Annotated in this window: 13 protein-coding genes; 3 read left to right on the top strand and 10 right to left on the bottom strand. The window is 64.7% G+C overall.

All coding sequences use genetic code 11. The annotated features are described in order from the left end of the window. The first annotated feature begins 360 nt into the window (after window positions 1-360). The gene (locus AB4074_RS03325) at window positions 361-2025 is read left to right on the top strand and encodes an ABC transporter substrate-binding protein (RefSeq protein ID WP_441412084.1); all 1665 of its coding nucleotides are present in this window, start codon (window positions 361-363) and stop codon (window positions 2023-2025) included. An 84-nt stretch (window positions 2026-2109) separates the two neighbouring features. Here AB4074_RS03325 and AB4074_RS03330 read toward each other — a convergent pair whose 3' ends face one another. Both AB4074_RS03330 and AB4074_RS03335 read right to left on the bottom strand, forming a co-directional pair. Continuing rightward, window positions 2110-3237, bottom strand: coding sequence for a glycerate kinase (locus AB4074_RS03330; protein WP_441412085.1), 1128 nt, complete (start codon window positions 3235-3237; stop codon window positions 2110-2112). Continuing rightward, complete coding sequence (locus AB4074_RS03335; protein ID WP_441412086.1) at window positions 3234-3713, bottom strand: GNAT family N-acetyltransferase; 480 nt, start codon at window positions 3711-3713, stop codon at window positions 3234-3236. Before AB4074_RS03335 ends, AB4074_RS03330 begins: the two co-directional genes overlap by 4 nt. A gap of 151 nt (window positions 3714-3864) precedes the next feature. Here AB4074_RS03335 and AB4074_RS03340 point away from each other — a divergent pair, with 151 nt between their 5' ends. Continuing rightward, window positions 3865-4017, top strand: a complete 153-nt coding sequence (locus AB4074_RS03340; protein ID WP_441412087.1) for a hypothetical protein — start codon at window positions 3865-3867, stop codon at window positions 4015-4017. Between the two features lie 133 nt (window positions 4018-4150). Continuing rightward, complete coding sequence (locus AB4074_RS03345; RefSeq protein ID WP_441412142.1) at window positions 4151-5380, top strand: MFS transporter; 1230 nt, start codon at window positions 4151-4153, stop codon at window positions 5378-5380. Between the two features lie 22 nt (window positions 5381-5402). Here the strand turns inward: AB4074_RS03345 and AB4074_RS03350 are convergent, their stop codons facing one another. The 8 genes from AB4074_RS03350 to AB4074_RS03385 all read right to left on the bottom strand — a co-directional run bounded on the left by AB4074_RS03350 (window position 5403) and on the right by AB4074_RS03385 (window position 13973). After that, window positions 5403-6461, bottom strand: a complete 1059-nt coding sequence (locus tag AB4074_RS03350; protein WP_441412088.1) for an ABC transporter ATP-binding protein — start codon at window positions 6459-6461, stop codon at window positions 5403-5405. Continuing rightward, window positions 6458-8518 (bottom strand): dipeptide/oligopeptide/nickel ABC transporter permease/ATP-binding protein, encoded by a 2061-nt coding sequence (locus tag AB4074_RS03355; RefSeq protein WP_441412089.1) that lies wholly within the window; start codon window positions 8516-8518, stop codon window positions 6458-6460. Before AB4074_RS03355 ends, AB4074_RS03350 begins: the two co-directional genes overlap by 4 nt. A 7-nt stretch (window positions 8519-8525) precedes the next feature. After that, complete coding sequence (locus AB4074_RS03360; RefSeq protein ID WP_441412090.1) at window positions 8526-9503, bottom strand: ABC transporter permease; 978 nt, start codon at window positions 9501-9503, stop codon at window positions 8526-8528. Window positions 9504-9663: 160 nt separating this feature from the next. Beyond that, a complete protein-coding gene (locus tag AB4074_RS03365; RefSeq protein ID WP_441412091.1) occupies window positions 9664-10875 on the bottom strand; it encodes an iron-containing alcohol dehydrogenase in 1212 nt (403 codons plus the stop codon). Beyond that, complete coding sequence (gene aepY, locus AB4074_RS03370; RefSeq protein ID WP_441412092.1) at window positions 10868-11986, bottom strand: phosphonopyruvate decarboxylase; 1119 nt, start codon at window positions 11984-11986, stop codon at window positions 10868-10870. Before aepY ends, AB4074_RS03365 begins: the two co-directional genes overlap by 8 nt. Continuing rightward, entirely contained in the window at window positions 11983-12840 is an 858-nt protein-coding gene (locus AB4074_RS03375) for an isocitrate lyase/phosphoenolpyruvate mutase family protein (RefSeq protein WP_441412093.1), read from the bottom strand. The genes aepY and AB4074_RS03375 overlap by 4 nt, the downstream gene beginning before the upstream one ends. Before the next feature lie 95 nt (window positions 12841-12935). After that, window positions 12936-13157, bottom strand: a complete 222-nt coding sequence (locus AB4074_RS03380; protein WP_441412094.1) for a hypothetical protein — start codon at window positions 13155-13157, stop codon at window positions 12936-12938. A gap of 3 nt (window positions 13158-13160) precedes the next feature. Next, on the bottom strand, window positions 13161-13973 hold the full coding sequence (locus AB4074_RS03385; RefSeq protein ID WP_441412095.1) for a COG4280 domain-containing protein: 813 nt from the start codon (window positions 13971-13973) through the stop codon (window positions 13161-13163). Window positions 13974-13979 lie beyond the last annotated feature (6 nt).

Genomic DNA, 13979 nt, shown 5'->3' on the forward strand with positions numbered 1-13979 from the left:
ATTTTTGCCTGGATCATGGGCGAGCCTTCGAAACGTAGTCAGGTGAGATGTCATTGCTGTTCCTTGGTGGTTTAGTGGATGTGAGAGTAATTGCAAGCGACTCCCCTTTAACCCACCTCAATCAGCGACAACCTATGACAATGCATCGATCGTCGTTGACTGCAAAATCCCCTGTAAGGCCCTTGGGTGGATGCTGAAACAGTATGTTTGGGTGATTGTGTCTGACATCCGTTGACCTATTCAGTGGACGGTTGATACTCTCAAATCTAACAGTTGATACATTTGGGGATTGACATATTCTGAAACCAAGGTCGTTTACGGGGATGCGACAGGGCCACGACGGGGTGCGCGATGAGATTGATGAAGCTGTCCAGGAAGTTCGTTGTCGGCGTGAGCGTGTTCTTGCTCCTGGCGCTGAGCGCATGCGGCGGGGGAGGTACTGGCCAAGGAGCCGGCGGTTCGCACACCTTGAGGATGGCTGCGGGTGCCACGGGGCCGTTCACGTCCCAGTTCAACCCGTTTCTGCAAGCGTCCGGAAGTTCGAGCGGCTATTCGGGGCTTATGATCTATGAGCCGCTCATGCTGGTTGACTATGTCAAGGACACCACCAAGCCTTGGCTTGCCCAGAAGGCGACGTGGAACAAGGATGGCACGCAGCTGACGATTGATCTGCGTCCGGGGGTGAAGTGGTCGGACGGCACTCCGTTCACGGCTGATGATGTGGCGTTCACGTTTGAGCTGATGACCAAGTTCAAGGCGTTGAATTTCAATGGATTGCCCATCAAGTCGGCTACGGCGGCGAGTCCGACGCAGGCTGTTGTGACCTTCACTGATCCGGCGTTCCAGACCCTTTGGTACGTGACTGAGCCGGTCCAGAAGAAGCAGTGGTCCTCGGTGGCGGACCCTGTGACCTATGCGAACCCGAAGCCTGTCGGCACAGGGCCTTTCACGCTCAAGAGTTTCACGCCCCAGGTGATCACCCTCGACAAGAATCCGGGTTACTGGGATGCGGGCAAACCCGCGGTGGAGAGCGTACAGTACCTTGCCTACGACTCCGAGAGCAGCATGGTCGCCGCCATGCAGGGAGGTCAGGTGGATTGGATCGTGTCGTCGAATACTGATCCCAAACAAATCACTCAACACTCACCTTCGACCTTGGCCTCATGGGCTTCGACGTTCGGAGTTTCCATCTACCTTTTGCCCAACGCGACCGTGGCACCGACCAATGACGCAGCGGTCCGGAAGGCGATCAGCCAAGCGATCGACCGGCCTAACCTCGCGAAGCTGGCCTTCGGCCCGGGCGCACAACCCGTCCAGTCACCGACCGGACTCGACGGTGCGGGGGCTACGGGCATGATCGCAGACCAGTACAAGAACGTCTCGCTGGGCAGCGGCGACGCCTCGGCGTCGAAGCAGGCCCTCCAGGCGGCCGGCTATACCCTGGGCCCGGATGGCTACTTCGTCTCGCACGACGGCAAACAACTCGCCTTGACGTTGACCGTTCCCACGACGAACCCGTACGGGGACTGGGTCCGCGCCGGGACCCTCATGACCGAAAGCCTCAAAGCTGCCGGGATCAAGCTGACCGTCAAACCCGAATCGCAGCAATCCTGGCGTTCGGACGTGGGCCTGGGCAACTTCCAGCTGTCGATGCGGGCTGCCGGCGGCGCCGGTTCCCTCTACGACAACCTCAGCAGGCTTGTCTCCCAGCCTGTTCCCGCCCCGGGGAAACAAGCCGTGGTCAACTGGGAGCGCTACAGCAGCCCCAAGGCGGGGGAGCTTCTGAACACCATGGCTTCGTCCGAGAGTTCGAGCCCGGCCTTCAAACAGGCTCTGGACGGCCTCCAGTCGATCTTCGTGGACGAGGCTCCGGTGATTCCGCTCGGCAATCCATCTGCCGCAGGGGTCTGGAGGACCGAAGCGTTCACCGGCTGGCCCTCCGAACAGGATCCGTATGGGCTTCCGACGGCGAACAAGCCTTCCGTGGTCGACATCGCCGCCCGGCTGGCCCCGGCCCGTCACTGATACGGCGTCGCAGATACAACGCCACCCCGTGCGCCGACGGCTGGACGACTTGGTGCGTCCAGCCGCCGACGTATGCCCGGAGCGCTATGTGAGCTGCGATGCCCGGGTTGCCACGAGGCGGCCCGCTTCTTGGAGCCATCGGCCGGGATCGTCGAGCGCGGCTTCGGTCGAGCCGGCCAGCTCGACCAGGCTCCATGATGCGATAACGCCGTGACCGGCGAGTTGTGATGGTGTGAGCTCAACGCGGCCGGCGACCACAACGGTTGGGATCCGACGGGCCGCGGCGCGGGCCGCGAGGGCGAGGGGGGCCTTGCCGAAGAGGCTCTGCGTGTCGAGCGATCCTTCTCCGGTCACCACAACGTCGGCTTCGCCGAGCAGCGCGTCGATCCCAAGGAGATCCAGTACCAAGTCGGCGCCCTCAACGCGTCGACCACTCAGCGCCGTCATTGCCGCGAAGCCGATTCCGCCGCTGGCTCCCGCGCCTGCCTCATGGGCCCGGTCGCGTCCGGAACCGTCGATGAGATGCGCCCAGCGGGCGAGCCCGGCCTCGAGGAGTTCCACTTCCCGGGCCCCGGCCCCCTTCTGCGGGGCGAAAGTCTTTGCCGATCCCGCGTCTCCCAGGAGCGGATTGCGGACGTCTACGGCCACCGTGATGTCCGCTTCCTGCAGCCGCGGATCCATGGTCGACAGGTCCACGCCGCGTATCCGCGAGAGCGACCCACCGCCGGCGCTGCCCGAATCATCCGGGGAGAATTCCGCACCGAGGGCGTGGAGCATGCCTGCTCCGCCGTCGCTGACGGCGCTGCCTCCCGTGGTCAGGACGATTCTGCGGTGGCCGGCGTCAAGGGCGGCGGCGATCAGCTCTCCGACGCCGGTGCTCGTCGCAGCCAGGCAGGTCTGCGCGGTGTGGGTGGGTACGTGGTGGGCGCCGGATCCCTGGGCCACCTCGACATATGCGGTGCCGTCGAGTGCGGCCCACGATGCCGGGACCGGATGGCCAAGTGCGCTGGTGACGATGGTGCGGTGGATGTGCGCGCCCAGGCCTTCCAGAACAGCGATGGTCCCCTCGCCGCCATCGGCGATGGGGCACTCGACCGTCGTGTAGTCTGCCGGTGCCGTGGCCATGCCGACGGCGAGGTGGCGGGCGGCTTCTTTAGCCGAAAGCGATGACTTGAACGCATCGGGAGCGACGAGCGCGCGGATGGTTTTCACGGCAGGACCAGCCGCAGTCCCTCGTGGCTGGGTACGAAGCCCAGCCGGGCGTAGAAACGATGGGCATCGACTCGCCTCTTGTCAGACGAAAGCTGGACGACGCGGCAGCCCTTGGACTTCGCCCGCTCCACGGCCCACGCGACCAGTTCGGAACCCGTTCCGCGCCCGCGTTGGCTCGCAGCAATCCGCACTCCCGCGAGCTGGGCCCTGAGAGCGGCGTTCCAGCTCAAAGTCGTGAAGAAGACAAGCTGGAGAGTGCCGATCACATCGCCGTCCTCGTCGGTGGCCACCCACAGCTCATTGGAGGGCTCACCGGAGATGGCTTCGAACGCCCGGAGGTAGCTTTCCTCGGTCGCACCCGGCAGACCTTCCGCCGGGCCGAGTGCGTCGGATTCGAGGAGGCCGACTATGCGTGGCAGGTCGTCAGCCCTGGCTGGTCGTACGATTACGCCGCCGGGCAGGTGTTGCAGATACATTCAGCACTCCTACTATCTAGGTTATAACAAAAATGATAGGTTATGTGTAGCAGACATTAGTTTGAAATATATCGGTTGTTCGTTTTTTAATGTGTTCTTCATTAGAAAGTGGCGACGAGGCTGCCTTCACTAACCACTGAAGGAGGAAGGCATGACATCGATGCTGGCTCGGTTGCGGGTTCGGCTGCACGCCTACTTGGAGAAGCGGAAAGCGGAGCATGAAGCGCGCGAGGCGCAGTGCCGACATGACGGCACGGGCCCCCGATGCTTTGTCTGCGTCAACTACGCCCACATCTATGACTGATCGTTGTCCGTGCGATTGCGCGCCCTGCGTTGAGGGCAGGGGTTGAGTTCGACTGCTGACGCCATCCTCTCCTCGTGGAACTGGTCGCTTCTCGCGGAGGCGCACGTCAACCGCGCGCGGTCCCCTCGATGCTCTGCGCCTTCGGAACTACCGGCTTTTTCTCGCAGGCCAGCTCCTGTCAGTCTCGGGAACCTGGATTCAGCGGGTCGCCCAGGACTGGCTCGTCCTGGATCTGACCAATGGTTCGGGCGTGGCACTTGGCCTGGTCTCGGCGATCCAGTACACCCCCATGATGCTGCTGAGTTCATGGGGCGGACTCCTTGCGGACCGCTATTCCAAACGGCTGTTACTCATCATCACGCAGTCGCTGCTCGCCCTGACGGCCGCGGCGCTCGGCTTCCTTGCGCTCACCGGGCAACTCACGCTCATGGACGTCTACGTCCTTGCCGGGGTCATGGGCATTGCCACGGCGTTGGACAACCCCACGCGCCAATCGTTCCTCATCGAATTGGTCGGGCGAGACCGGCTTCCGGCAGCGGTCGGGCTCAACTCAGCGACGTTCAACGTCTCACGGATGATCGGGCCCGCCATCGGCGGCGCCCTGATTGTTCTGGTCGGTGCGGGCCCTGCGTTCCTTGTCAACGCAGTGTCCTTCCTTGCGGTCATCGCATCGGTGGCGCTGATGCGACGTGAGTCGCTGTTCATTGAGCCGCCTACGTTACCTGCGCGGCGACAGATCCGGGCTGGGTGGGCATACATCCTCCAGGACCGGCGGGTCGGGGCCACGCTCGGACTCGTCTTTGTCACGTCCACCTTCGCCATGAACTGGCCGGTGCTTCTCGCTCTGAGTGCGAGAGGCCGTTACGACACCGGCGTCCAAGGCTACGGGTTCCTTCTGACGGCGCTCGCGGTCGGTTCCATGGCCGGGGCGCTGTTCTCTGCCTGGCGGGGAGGGCCTCGATTTTCGTACCTCGTCTTCGTGACGGCGCTTTTCGCAATCACCGAACTCGCGTCCGCCTTCATGCCTAGCTACGGCTGGTTTGTGACCATCCTGGTCCCGCTGGGATTTCTCGCGCTGAGCGTCAATACAACCGCGAATTCGCTGATCCAAGTGGTCACCCCGTACGAGCTCCGGGGCCGGGTGATGTCCGCGTTCGTGATAGCGACGGCGGGCGGTACACCGTTGGGGGGACCGATCCTTGGATACCTCTCCGAACGGTTCGGGCCGGCTGCGGCACTCGCCTTCGGAGGCTCGATATCGGTCCTGGTGACCTGCGCCGCGGCAATCGCGGTCCGCAGCGCCGTGCGGACGGGACGGAAGGCGGTGGATCCACCGGAACCGAAGGACACGGGCGAGATGTGAGGTTTCTGTCCAGAGAGGCGACTCAGTGCAGAGGCACCCGTCGCTGGTTGGCCGATTCCGGGGTGTTAAGCCAGCAACGCACTTCGTGGCCCTCAGTATCCACCGCGGAGACGGCCGGCATCTCGGTCGAGCAGACCGGCATCGCGTAGGGACAGCGCCGGGCGAAGGGGCAGCCGGTCGGCGTTGCCGCGGACGCGGCACCTCCGCCTTGGCCGATCCCTGCCACTTCGGCCGCGTTGCGCCCCCGCCTAGCGGGGTCAGGGGCTGACTCGATCAGCAGCTGGGTGTAGGGGTGTGTCGGATGCTGGGTCACACTCTCGCTCGGGCCCTGCTCCACGACGTGTCCGCGGTACATCACCAGGATCTCGTCCGCGAAGTACCTGGCGGAGGCAATGTCGTGCGTGATGTAGAGGATGGCGAGCTCCTGCTGCTGCTTGAGAGTCGCGAGCAGGTTCAGGATGCCGAGCCTGATCGACACGTCAAGCATCGAGACCGGCTCGTCCAATAGCAGGACCGAGGGCGACGCCGCGAGGGTCCGTGCGATCGCGATACGCTGCAGCTGACCTCCGGAAAGCTCGTGCGGATACTTGTCCAGGAATTGGGATGCCGGGTGGAGCTGGACCGTGGAAAGAAGTTCTTCCAGTTGCTCTTCGACGCGCTGGCGCCCGGAGCGGTTTCCGTGCAATCGGAGCACCCGGGTGAGCTGGTAGCGGATGGTGTGGACAGGGTTCAAGGACGCGAACGGGTCCTGCAGGAGAAGCTGGACTTCCCCGACATAGCGGCGCCGCTGGCGTCCGGTGCGGGGGTGCACGGGTTCCCCGTGCAGTCGCACTACTCCGGCTGATGCCGGGAGAAGCTGGGCCAGGAGCCGGGCGACGGTGGATTTCCCGGAACCGCTCTCTCCGACGAGCGCCACGGTGGACCCAGCGCAGAGGGCTAGATTGACGGCGTCGACGGCCACGACCCTCCGTTGCCCGCCAACGGCTCTGCTGAGGTTGAAGGTCTTGCCGAGACCGGTAGCCTCGAGCACGGGCTTCTTGATGGTCTTGGACATGGGAAGCACATCGATTCCGGCGTTCATCTGGGCAACTCCTCTTGCAAGAGAGCGTCGACTGGACGCAGCTGTAGGGTCTCATCCACGTGGTGGCAGGCAACGAGTCGTGCGTCGCCGCCGGTACCGCCGGTGGTGGGTTGGCCGGCTTGGTCAGGCAGGGACAGCAAGGGCGGGTCTTCCTGCCGGCAGACGTCTGTGGCGAGGGAGCACCGGGGGTGGAATGCGCACCCGGTTGGGATGCTCCGCAGGTTCGGTGCGGAACCGTCGATCGCGGCGAGCTTCCTGCGTGGACCGCGAAGGACCGGGAAAGAAAGCAGCAGGCGGCGGGTGTAAGGGTGTCGCGGCTGGTGTTGGATCTGGGCTGCGTCACCAAGCTCGACGAGCTCGCCGGCATACATGACAGCGATCCTGTCTGCGATCTCCAGCAGAAGGGACAGATCGTGGGTGATGAAGATGAATGAGCTGTCCAAGCGGGTTCGGAGGTCCATGATGCAGCGGATGATGTCGCGCTGGACGACGACGTCCAGAGATGTGGTGGGTTCGTCCATGATGACGACGGCGGGGTCGAGCGCAAGTGCCATGGCGATCATGACGCGTTGGCGCTGTCCGCCTGAGAGCTGGTGCGGGTAGGAACCGAGACGAGACCGGTCAATCCCGACGAGCTCAAGGAGTTCTCCGACGCGTGCCTCCCGGTCGGCGGCAGCCATGGCCGGCCGGTGGGCTCGGATGGTGTCGTCAAGCTGGGTGCGGACGGTGAGCACCGGGTTCAGGGAGTTCATGGCAGCCTGGAACACGACGGCGGTCTCCTCCCACCGATAGCGGCGCAGTTGGGCCTGGCTCGCTGAGAGGACATCAAGCGGAGGGAGCGAGGATCCGTCCTTGGCGCGTCCGAAGTACTTCACCGAACCGCCGACAACTTCACCGGGTGCCCGGAGGAGGCGGGTGACGGCGAAGGCCAGGGTCGACTTGCCCGATCCGGACTCGCCCGCGATGCCCAGCACCTCTCCACGACGTAGGGTCAGGTCGACGCCCCTGACGGCCGGAAGCGCTCCGTGCGCAGTCTGGTAGTCGACGCGGAGCCCAGTGATTTCCAGGACCGAGTTCCCGCCGTCGGAAGCGGCGGCGGTCTTCTCGGCGTCGTGGTCCAGCTGGATGAGGCGGCGCGTCAGGCGCGAGCGTTCGCGTGCCGTCTTGACCCGGCCGACACCGCGCAGCCGGGGGTTGACGACCTCGTCGATCCCGAGGTTGATCAAGGCAAGCCCCATGCCGACCACCGCGAGACACAGTCCGGGCGGCACGTACCACCACCAGGCGCCGGTCAGGAAGGCGTTGCTTGATTCCGACCAGCGCAGAACCGATCCCCAGCTCCAGCTGGCGACGTCGCCGAGGCCAAGGAACGCCAGGCCCGTCTGGACGATGATGCCGGAAAGGACGCTGAAGAGGAATCCTGTGGCGATGATGGCTGTCTCGTTGGGCAGGATCTCGAACCAGACGATGCGCCAGGCCGGCTCCCCGGCCGCGCGGGCGGCCTCGACGTAGTCCCGCTTGCGGATCGACATTGTCTGGGCGCGCAGTTTCCGAGCGCCGTGGGACCATGCGGTCAGTGCGATGACGGCCGCCGTGACCACCCAGCTGACGTTCCCGAGATAGGCGATGATCAGGATCTGCAAGGGAAGGACGGGGATGACGAGGAAGATGTTCGTGCCCAGTGACAGGAACTCGTCGGCGGATCCTCCGAGGTATCCGGAGGTGATTCCGACAAGGATGGCAACCGTCTCGCTGATCAGCGCGGCGAGGAAGCCCACCTCAAGGCTGAGCCGGGTGCCGGCGAGGACTTGGGAGAAGACGTCCTCTCCCAATGCGGTGGTGCCGAGCAGGTGCCGAGGGGAGGGCGGCACGAGGACGTCAGGTCCCGTGGCAGAGGGATCGTAGGGGGCGATCCAGGGCCCGATGATCGCGAGCACGGCGAACACAGCGAGGATCGATGCGCCGATGAGTACTTTGCGGGAGCGGAGCCAGTGGCGCTTTTTGCGGCGTGTGCGGGTGCTCGAGACGACTTTTGTGATTTCGACTGCGGATGTCATGTATGCCTCACGCGTTCCGGGTACGGGGGTCTAGGACGAAGAACGCCACATCCGCGAACAGGTTCGCGACCAGGACGGCGAACGTCGTGACGAGAAGGATCGCCTGCAGCAGCGGGAAGTCCTGGTTGCTCACGGCCTGGAACATGACGTAGCCGATGCCCGGGAAGGAGAAGACCTTCTCCACTAGGAGCGATCCGCTGACGACGAGGCCAAGCTCCATGGCAAAACCCGCGACAGCGGGGAGGATGGCGTTCCGGGCCGCGTAGTTGAGCATGACCCGTCTTGAGGAGAGTCCCTTGGCCTGCGCTACGACGACGTAGTCCTCGGAAAGGGTTGTCACCATCATGTTGCGCTGCATCAACATGTGGCCGGCGAGCGAGCCAATGACGATTGTCAGCGCCGGGAGGATCGAGTGGTAGAGGAGCGTGCCGACGAAGTCGAGGCTCCAGCTGGGCGGAATTGACGGGTCGTACCCGCCGCTCACCGGGAACCACCCGAATCCAACAGCGAAGACCGCGACCAGCAGCAGACCCACCCAGAAATGCGGAATTCCCCGCAGAAATGCCCCGACAGGGAGGACCGAATCCATCCACGTCCCACGGCGCCATCCGGCGATGCAGCCCAGGAGCGTCCCGAGCAGGGTTGCCACGAGGGTCGAGACGCCGAGTAGGCCGATGGTCCATGGCAGGCTGTCTGCGACGACCGAGGAGACAGGTGTCGGGAAGTAGGTAAAAGAAAGCCCGAAGTCTCCGCGGAACAGGTGCTCGATGTACTCCACGTACTGCTCAAAAAGGTTCTTGCTGCGGTCCAGGCCGAAAGCAACGGCAAGCGCTTCGCTGGATTCAGGCGATAGTTGGCCGTTGAACCGCTCCATGACCGCCTGGACCGGGTCCCCGGGCATGAGCCGGGGGAGCAGGAAGTTGATGGTGATGGCAGCCCACGCCGTGACGAGATAGAACGCTAGGCGTCGTGCGAGGAAGCGCATGTGCTGCCCTCTTTCGTTCGCGGTCGCGACCGTTGACGCTGGCCTCGACTCTGATGACCTTTGACGTATCCAACAAGCTGAAGGTCCTCATCCACGAGGGTTATCTATCAGCTGTTAGTTTTTTAGCCTAACCTAACCTAACTTTTTGTTGAGGGGTTGGTCAAGCGGTTTGTGGCAGTTTTCGTGAAGCTTTAGCGGCGGAGTTCCCGCCGAGGCGGCCGTCCCGGCCGATGTGGCGGACGGCTTCCGCCCGTTCGATGGGGACCGGGTGTGTTGCCATCCGTGACCGGACGTTGAGGCCGGCATCGACGTAGTCCTCGAGGGCCGCGCCGTCGAGGGAGGGCAGGGTGACGAGCCGGGAAGTCCTGGCGCCGTCGAGGTGCTTCCTGAGCGCCGCCACCGCGGTGCGGGTGGCTTCGTCCACGGTCTCGGGTTGGCGTGCTCTGGCCTGGGCCTCGATCCACGACATGCTTGCCGCGCAGGCGAAGCCGTGGGGAACGCCGTATGCGGCAGTGAGGTGGTACGCGAAGGCGTGGGCTCCGGTTGTCCGTGTCTGGGAGATCGCTACTCCGGCAACTGCTGTTGCGAGCAAAAGCAGGTGGCGCCCGGAGTCGGACGCCGGCGAATGGTCCGCCCAACGGCCCCCTGGGGAAGGAAGATCTGGGGAAGGAGGTGCGCTGTGGGTGAGGTGGGCGAGGAGGTGGTCCCTGGCGGCGTTCGCGTATACGCGGCTGGACGGTGTGCTGGCCAGGCTCCAACCGGACTCGATCGCATGGCACACGGCATCCAGGACCGCAGCGAGGCTGTGCCGGTCCGGGCAGGTCAGTGTGAGCTCGCCGTCAAGGACGGCAAGGTCGGGGCGGCATCGCGGGAGGTCGAGGGAGACCTTGGTTGATCCGCGGTACAGGGTGGCGAAGGGGGTCATCTCGGCGCCGGTTCCTGCCGTCGTCGGGACGGCGACAAGAAGCGGGGGTTCGGCGCGTAGCGACGAGGTGTCCCCGCGCAGCCCGGAGTCCAGGAAGCGGAGGGCGGGTTTGAGCAGGCGGGCTGCCTTCGCTTGGTCGATTGCAGAGCCGCCGCCGACGGCAAGTACCGTGTTCGGACGGATCTCCTCGATCGCCTGTGAGAGGTCCAGGGCGTCATCGACAGAAGGATTGGGTCGTGTTAGTCCATAGTGGTGCGCGCCGTGACGTATCAGGGAAGCGAGGCCCGGGACTTCTTCGACGGTCCGCCGGCTGGCGACGACGAGTACCCGGCGAGGGGAGCGGCCAACGATCTTGCTCAGCGCCGAAGATGCGCCGCTACCCTCGAGCAGGTGCGGTGCGCGCCCAAGCTTTGAGGCGTTAAAGAGTAGTCTCTGGAGGTCATGCATGGCTGGCGACTGCCGTTTCTGGAATTGCCGCGCTCCGCATCCGCGCCGCGATGTGCGGCAGGGAAAGGGAGGCGCCGGCGCGCTGCGGGGCTTCCCTGACCGTGCGGCCCGACCGGACGAGGATGAAATGCGGGCCGGGGGTCGCGGCTGCGGATGCGAGCTGCTGCTGCAGGGATTCCACGGTGTCCACCGTAGAGGCGGCGGGATATCCGCAGGCTCTCGCGACGGCGGCGAGGTCGGTGGTCCCGGAGGTGCTCTGTTGTGATCCGGTCGACTCGTACCCGCCGTTGTCGATGACCACGTGGACGAGATTGGCCGGCCGCTCGGCGCCGATGGTGGAGAGGCTTCCCAGATGCATGAGCGCGGCACCGTCGCCGTCGAGCACGATCACGGTCTTCTCCGGCCTGGCGGCGGCGTAGCCGAGTGCCAGGGATGAGACGTGCCCCATCGATCCTTGCATGTAGAAGTTCCCGGGGCGGTCCTGGGCGTCGTGGAGGTAGCGTGACGTGTAGCCGGTCGTTGCGAAGATTGCAGCGCCGGGCGGGCAGGCGGCCGCGACTGCGGAGGTCACCTCTGCGGTGTCCGGCCCGGCTGTGCGGATGGCCGCGGAGGCGCCGGGGTGCTGGCTGATGGAGCGGTGGGGGAGCAGGAGGAACGCGTTCTTCCCGTGGGAGATCGCTTGGTTTGCTTCATCCAGGGCGGGTTCGAGGGATTCGGCGGCAAGTACGGTGTGCCAAATGCCGAGAGTCGAGAGGATTGCCTCCGTCGTCTGGCCCATCACAGCGTGTTGGGGCTCGTCTGCGCCGGGGTCCGGCCACCCCCGCATGCTCACGAGGGTGAGCACGGGGGCGGCGTATGGCTGACAAAGCGATGTCAGGGGATTGATAAGGTTGCCGATCCCGCTGTTCTGGAGGAAGAGCGCCTCGCGGCGACCGGCGAGCTGGGCGCCGACCGCGGCGGAGAGCGCGAGGCCCTCGTTGGCGGCCGCCCGGTAGCGTCCGGACGCGCTCAGGTGGGCGATCGGGCCCGCGAAGGTGCTGCAGGGTACGCCGGACCCGTGGTTCCAGCCCCGGGCTTCGAGGCCGGCGATGAGGTCACAGCAGGTGATCATGCTTCCAGCTCCAGCCATTGGTCCATGCGCTGCAGGTCAAAGATCTCTTTCACACTTGCGATCTGTCCCTCAAGGGCGCTCGAGCATCCGTCGTTGAGCATGACGGCAAAAGCGGACATCATCGCGCTGACAGTGGCCCTGAGCCCCTGGTTGGCATGGATGACAATCGAGGCTCCCGCGCGGCCGGCGTCGCTCGCGCTCCATTCGTAGTAGGTGGTGGGGACGATCACGACGGGAAGCCGACCGGCCCAGCGGGACATGAACTCCTCAACCTCGGCGTGGGTCTTGGCTTTGGAGTGGATGAGGATAGCGTCGGCTCCGGCGTCGGCGTAGGCGTGCGCCCGGTCCATGGCCTCGTCCATGCCGGCTCCGGCGATGAGGGCCTCGGTCCGGGCGATGACCATGAAGTCCGGGTCTTTCTGGGAGGCCTTGGCTACGCGGATCTTGTGCGCGAACTCGCCGATCGGAGCGAGCATCTGGCGGTGACCGGCGAAGCTGTTGACCTTCGGGAAGACCTTGTCCTCGATGCAGATCGCTGCGACGCCGGCCGCCTCGTACTGCTGGACGGTGTAGGCGGCGTTGAGCTCGTTGCCGAATCCGGTATCGCAGTCGGCGATGACGGGTAGCGCACAGGCCTGGTTCATGATCCGGGCGGCGGCCAGATAGTCGCTGATGCCCAGGAGCCCGATGTCCGGAACGGCGTGCGCCGCCGAGACCTCGAGCCCGGACGCCCAGACCGCACGGTATCCGGCTCGCTCTGCGAGGACGGCTCCGAGCCCGTCATGGGCTCCCGCCGTCAGGACGGGGCCCCTTCCTTCTCGGATGAGGCTGCGCAAGTGTGCGGCTTTGGTCACGACGACTCCTTTTCTACAACGGATATGGAAGCGGCCCGGTGCCAGGCCAAGCGCTGGCACCGGCCCACATTCGGGGAAGCAGCGTTCCACGGAGGCTAGTCGCTCGGGTGCTGCTTCACGTCGATGGCCAGGGCCACGACGAAGGATGCCGCCAGCGCGACGGCCAGGATCGGGGGCAAAAGCAGCGACTCCTCGAATCCGTTCAGGACGAACCCGGCTCCGATGACGAGCGGGATGAGGACCGACACTGCGATCTTCCAGTCGTCGCCAATGATGAAGTCGTACCAGAAGTGGAAGAATCCTTTGATGAATTTCATGGCTTAGGCGTCCTCTCGCACGCTGACGGGTTGGATGATTTCGATGACCGGGACCTGGTCCGCGGGCACTTTCAGGATCTTGACGAGGATCGCGGAGAGCAGTACCCATCCGGCGAGGATCGGCAGGAGGATCATGTCCGACAGCACCCACTCCAGGCTCGTGTGGGAGGGGGTCAGAGCGCCTAGGCCCTCGATGGCCCAGAAGGTGCCGAACGTGGTTAGGAGCAGCCCGACGCCGAACTTGAGTGTGTTCTCCGGGACCTTGGTCAGTGGGGCGTGGATCACGATCGCGGCGAGCAGGACGACGACGACGGCGGCGACGGCGCCCATGATGGCGACGGGCATGTTGTTGGCGTTGAGGCCGAACGTGATGACGATAAAGACGACCTCGACGCCTTCGAGGAAGGTGCCTTTGAAGCTGACGACGAAGGAGAACCAGTCGAGCCCGAATCGGACCTTTTCACCTGCCGCGGCAGCCGCGTTGACCTTGTTCTGGTAGATCCGCGCCTCGTCGTGCATGGCCTTTCGCCCGGCTGAGCGCAGGATGGCCTTCTTGAGCCACTGCAGTCCGAAGATCAGCAGCAGGACCCCGATGATCAGCTGCAGACTTGAGCGCGGCAGCCAGTTTGCCAGCGCGTACCCCGTCACGGCGGTGAAGCCGGTCAGTGCTACGAGCGCCGTGCCGACACCGTACAGTGTGGACTTCCAACTCCTGGTCATGCCCATGGCGAGCACGATCGTCAGGGCTTCGACCATTTCCACGATCGCGGCCACGAACACGGAGATGGCCAAGCCCCAATCGGTACTTGAACCCATGACAAC

This window comes from Arthrobacter sp. 2MCAF14 (genome assembly GCF_052115645.1).
Taxonomy (GTDB): Bacteria; Actinomycetota; Actinomycetes; order Actinomycetales; family Micrococcaceae; genus Arthrobacter.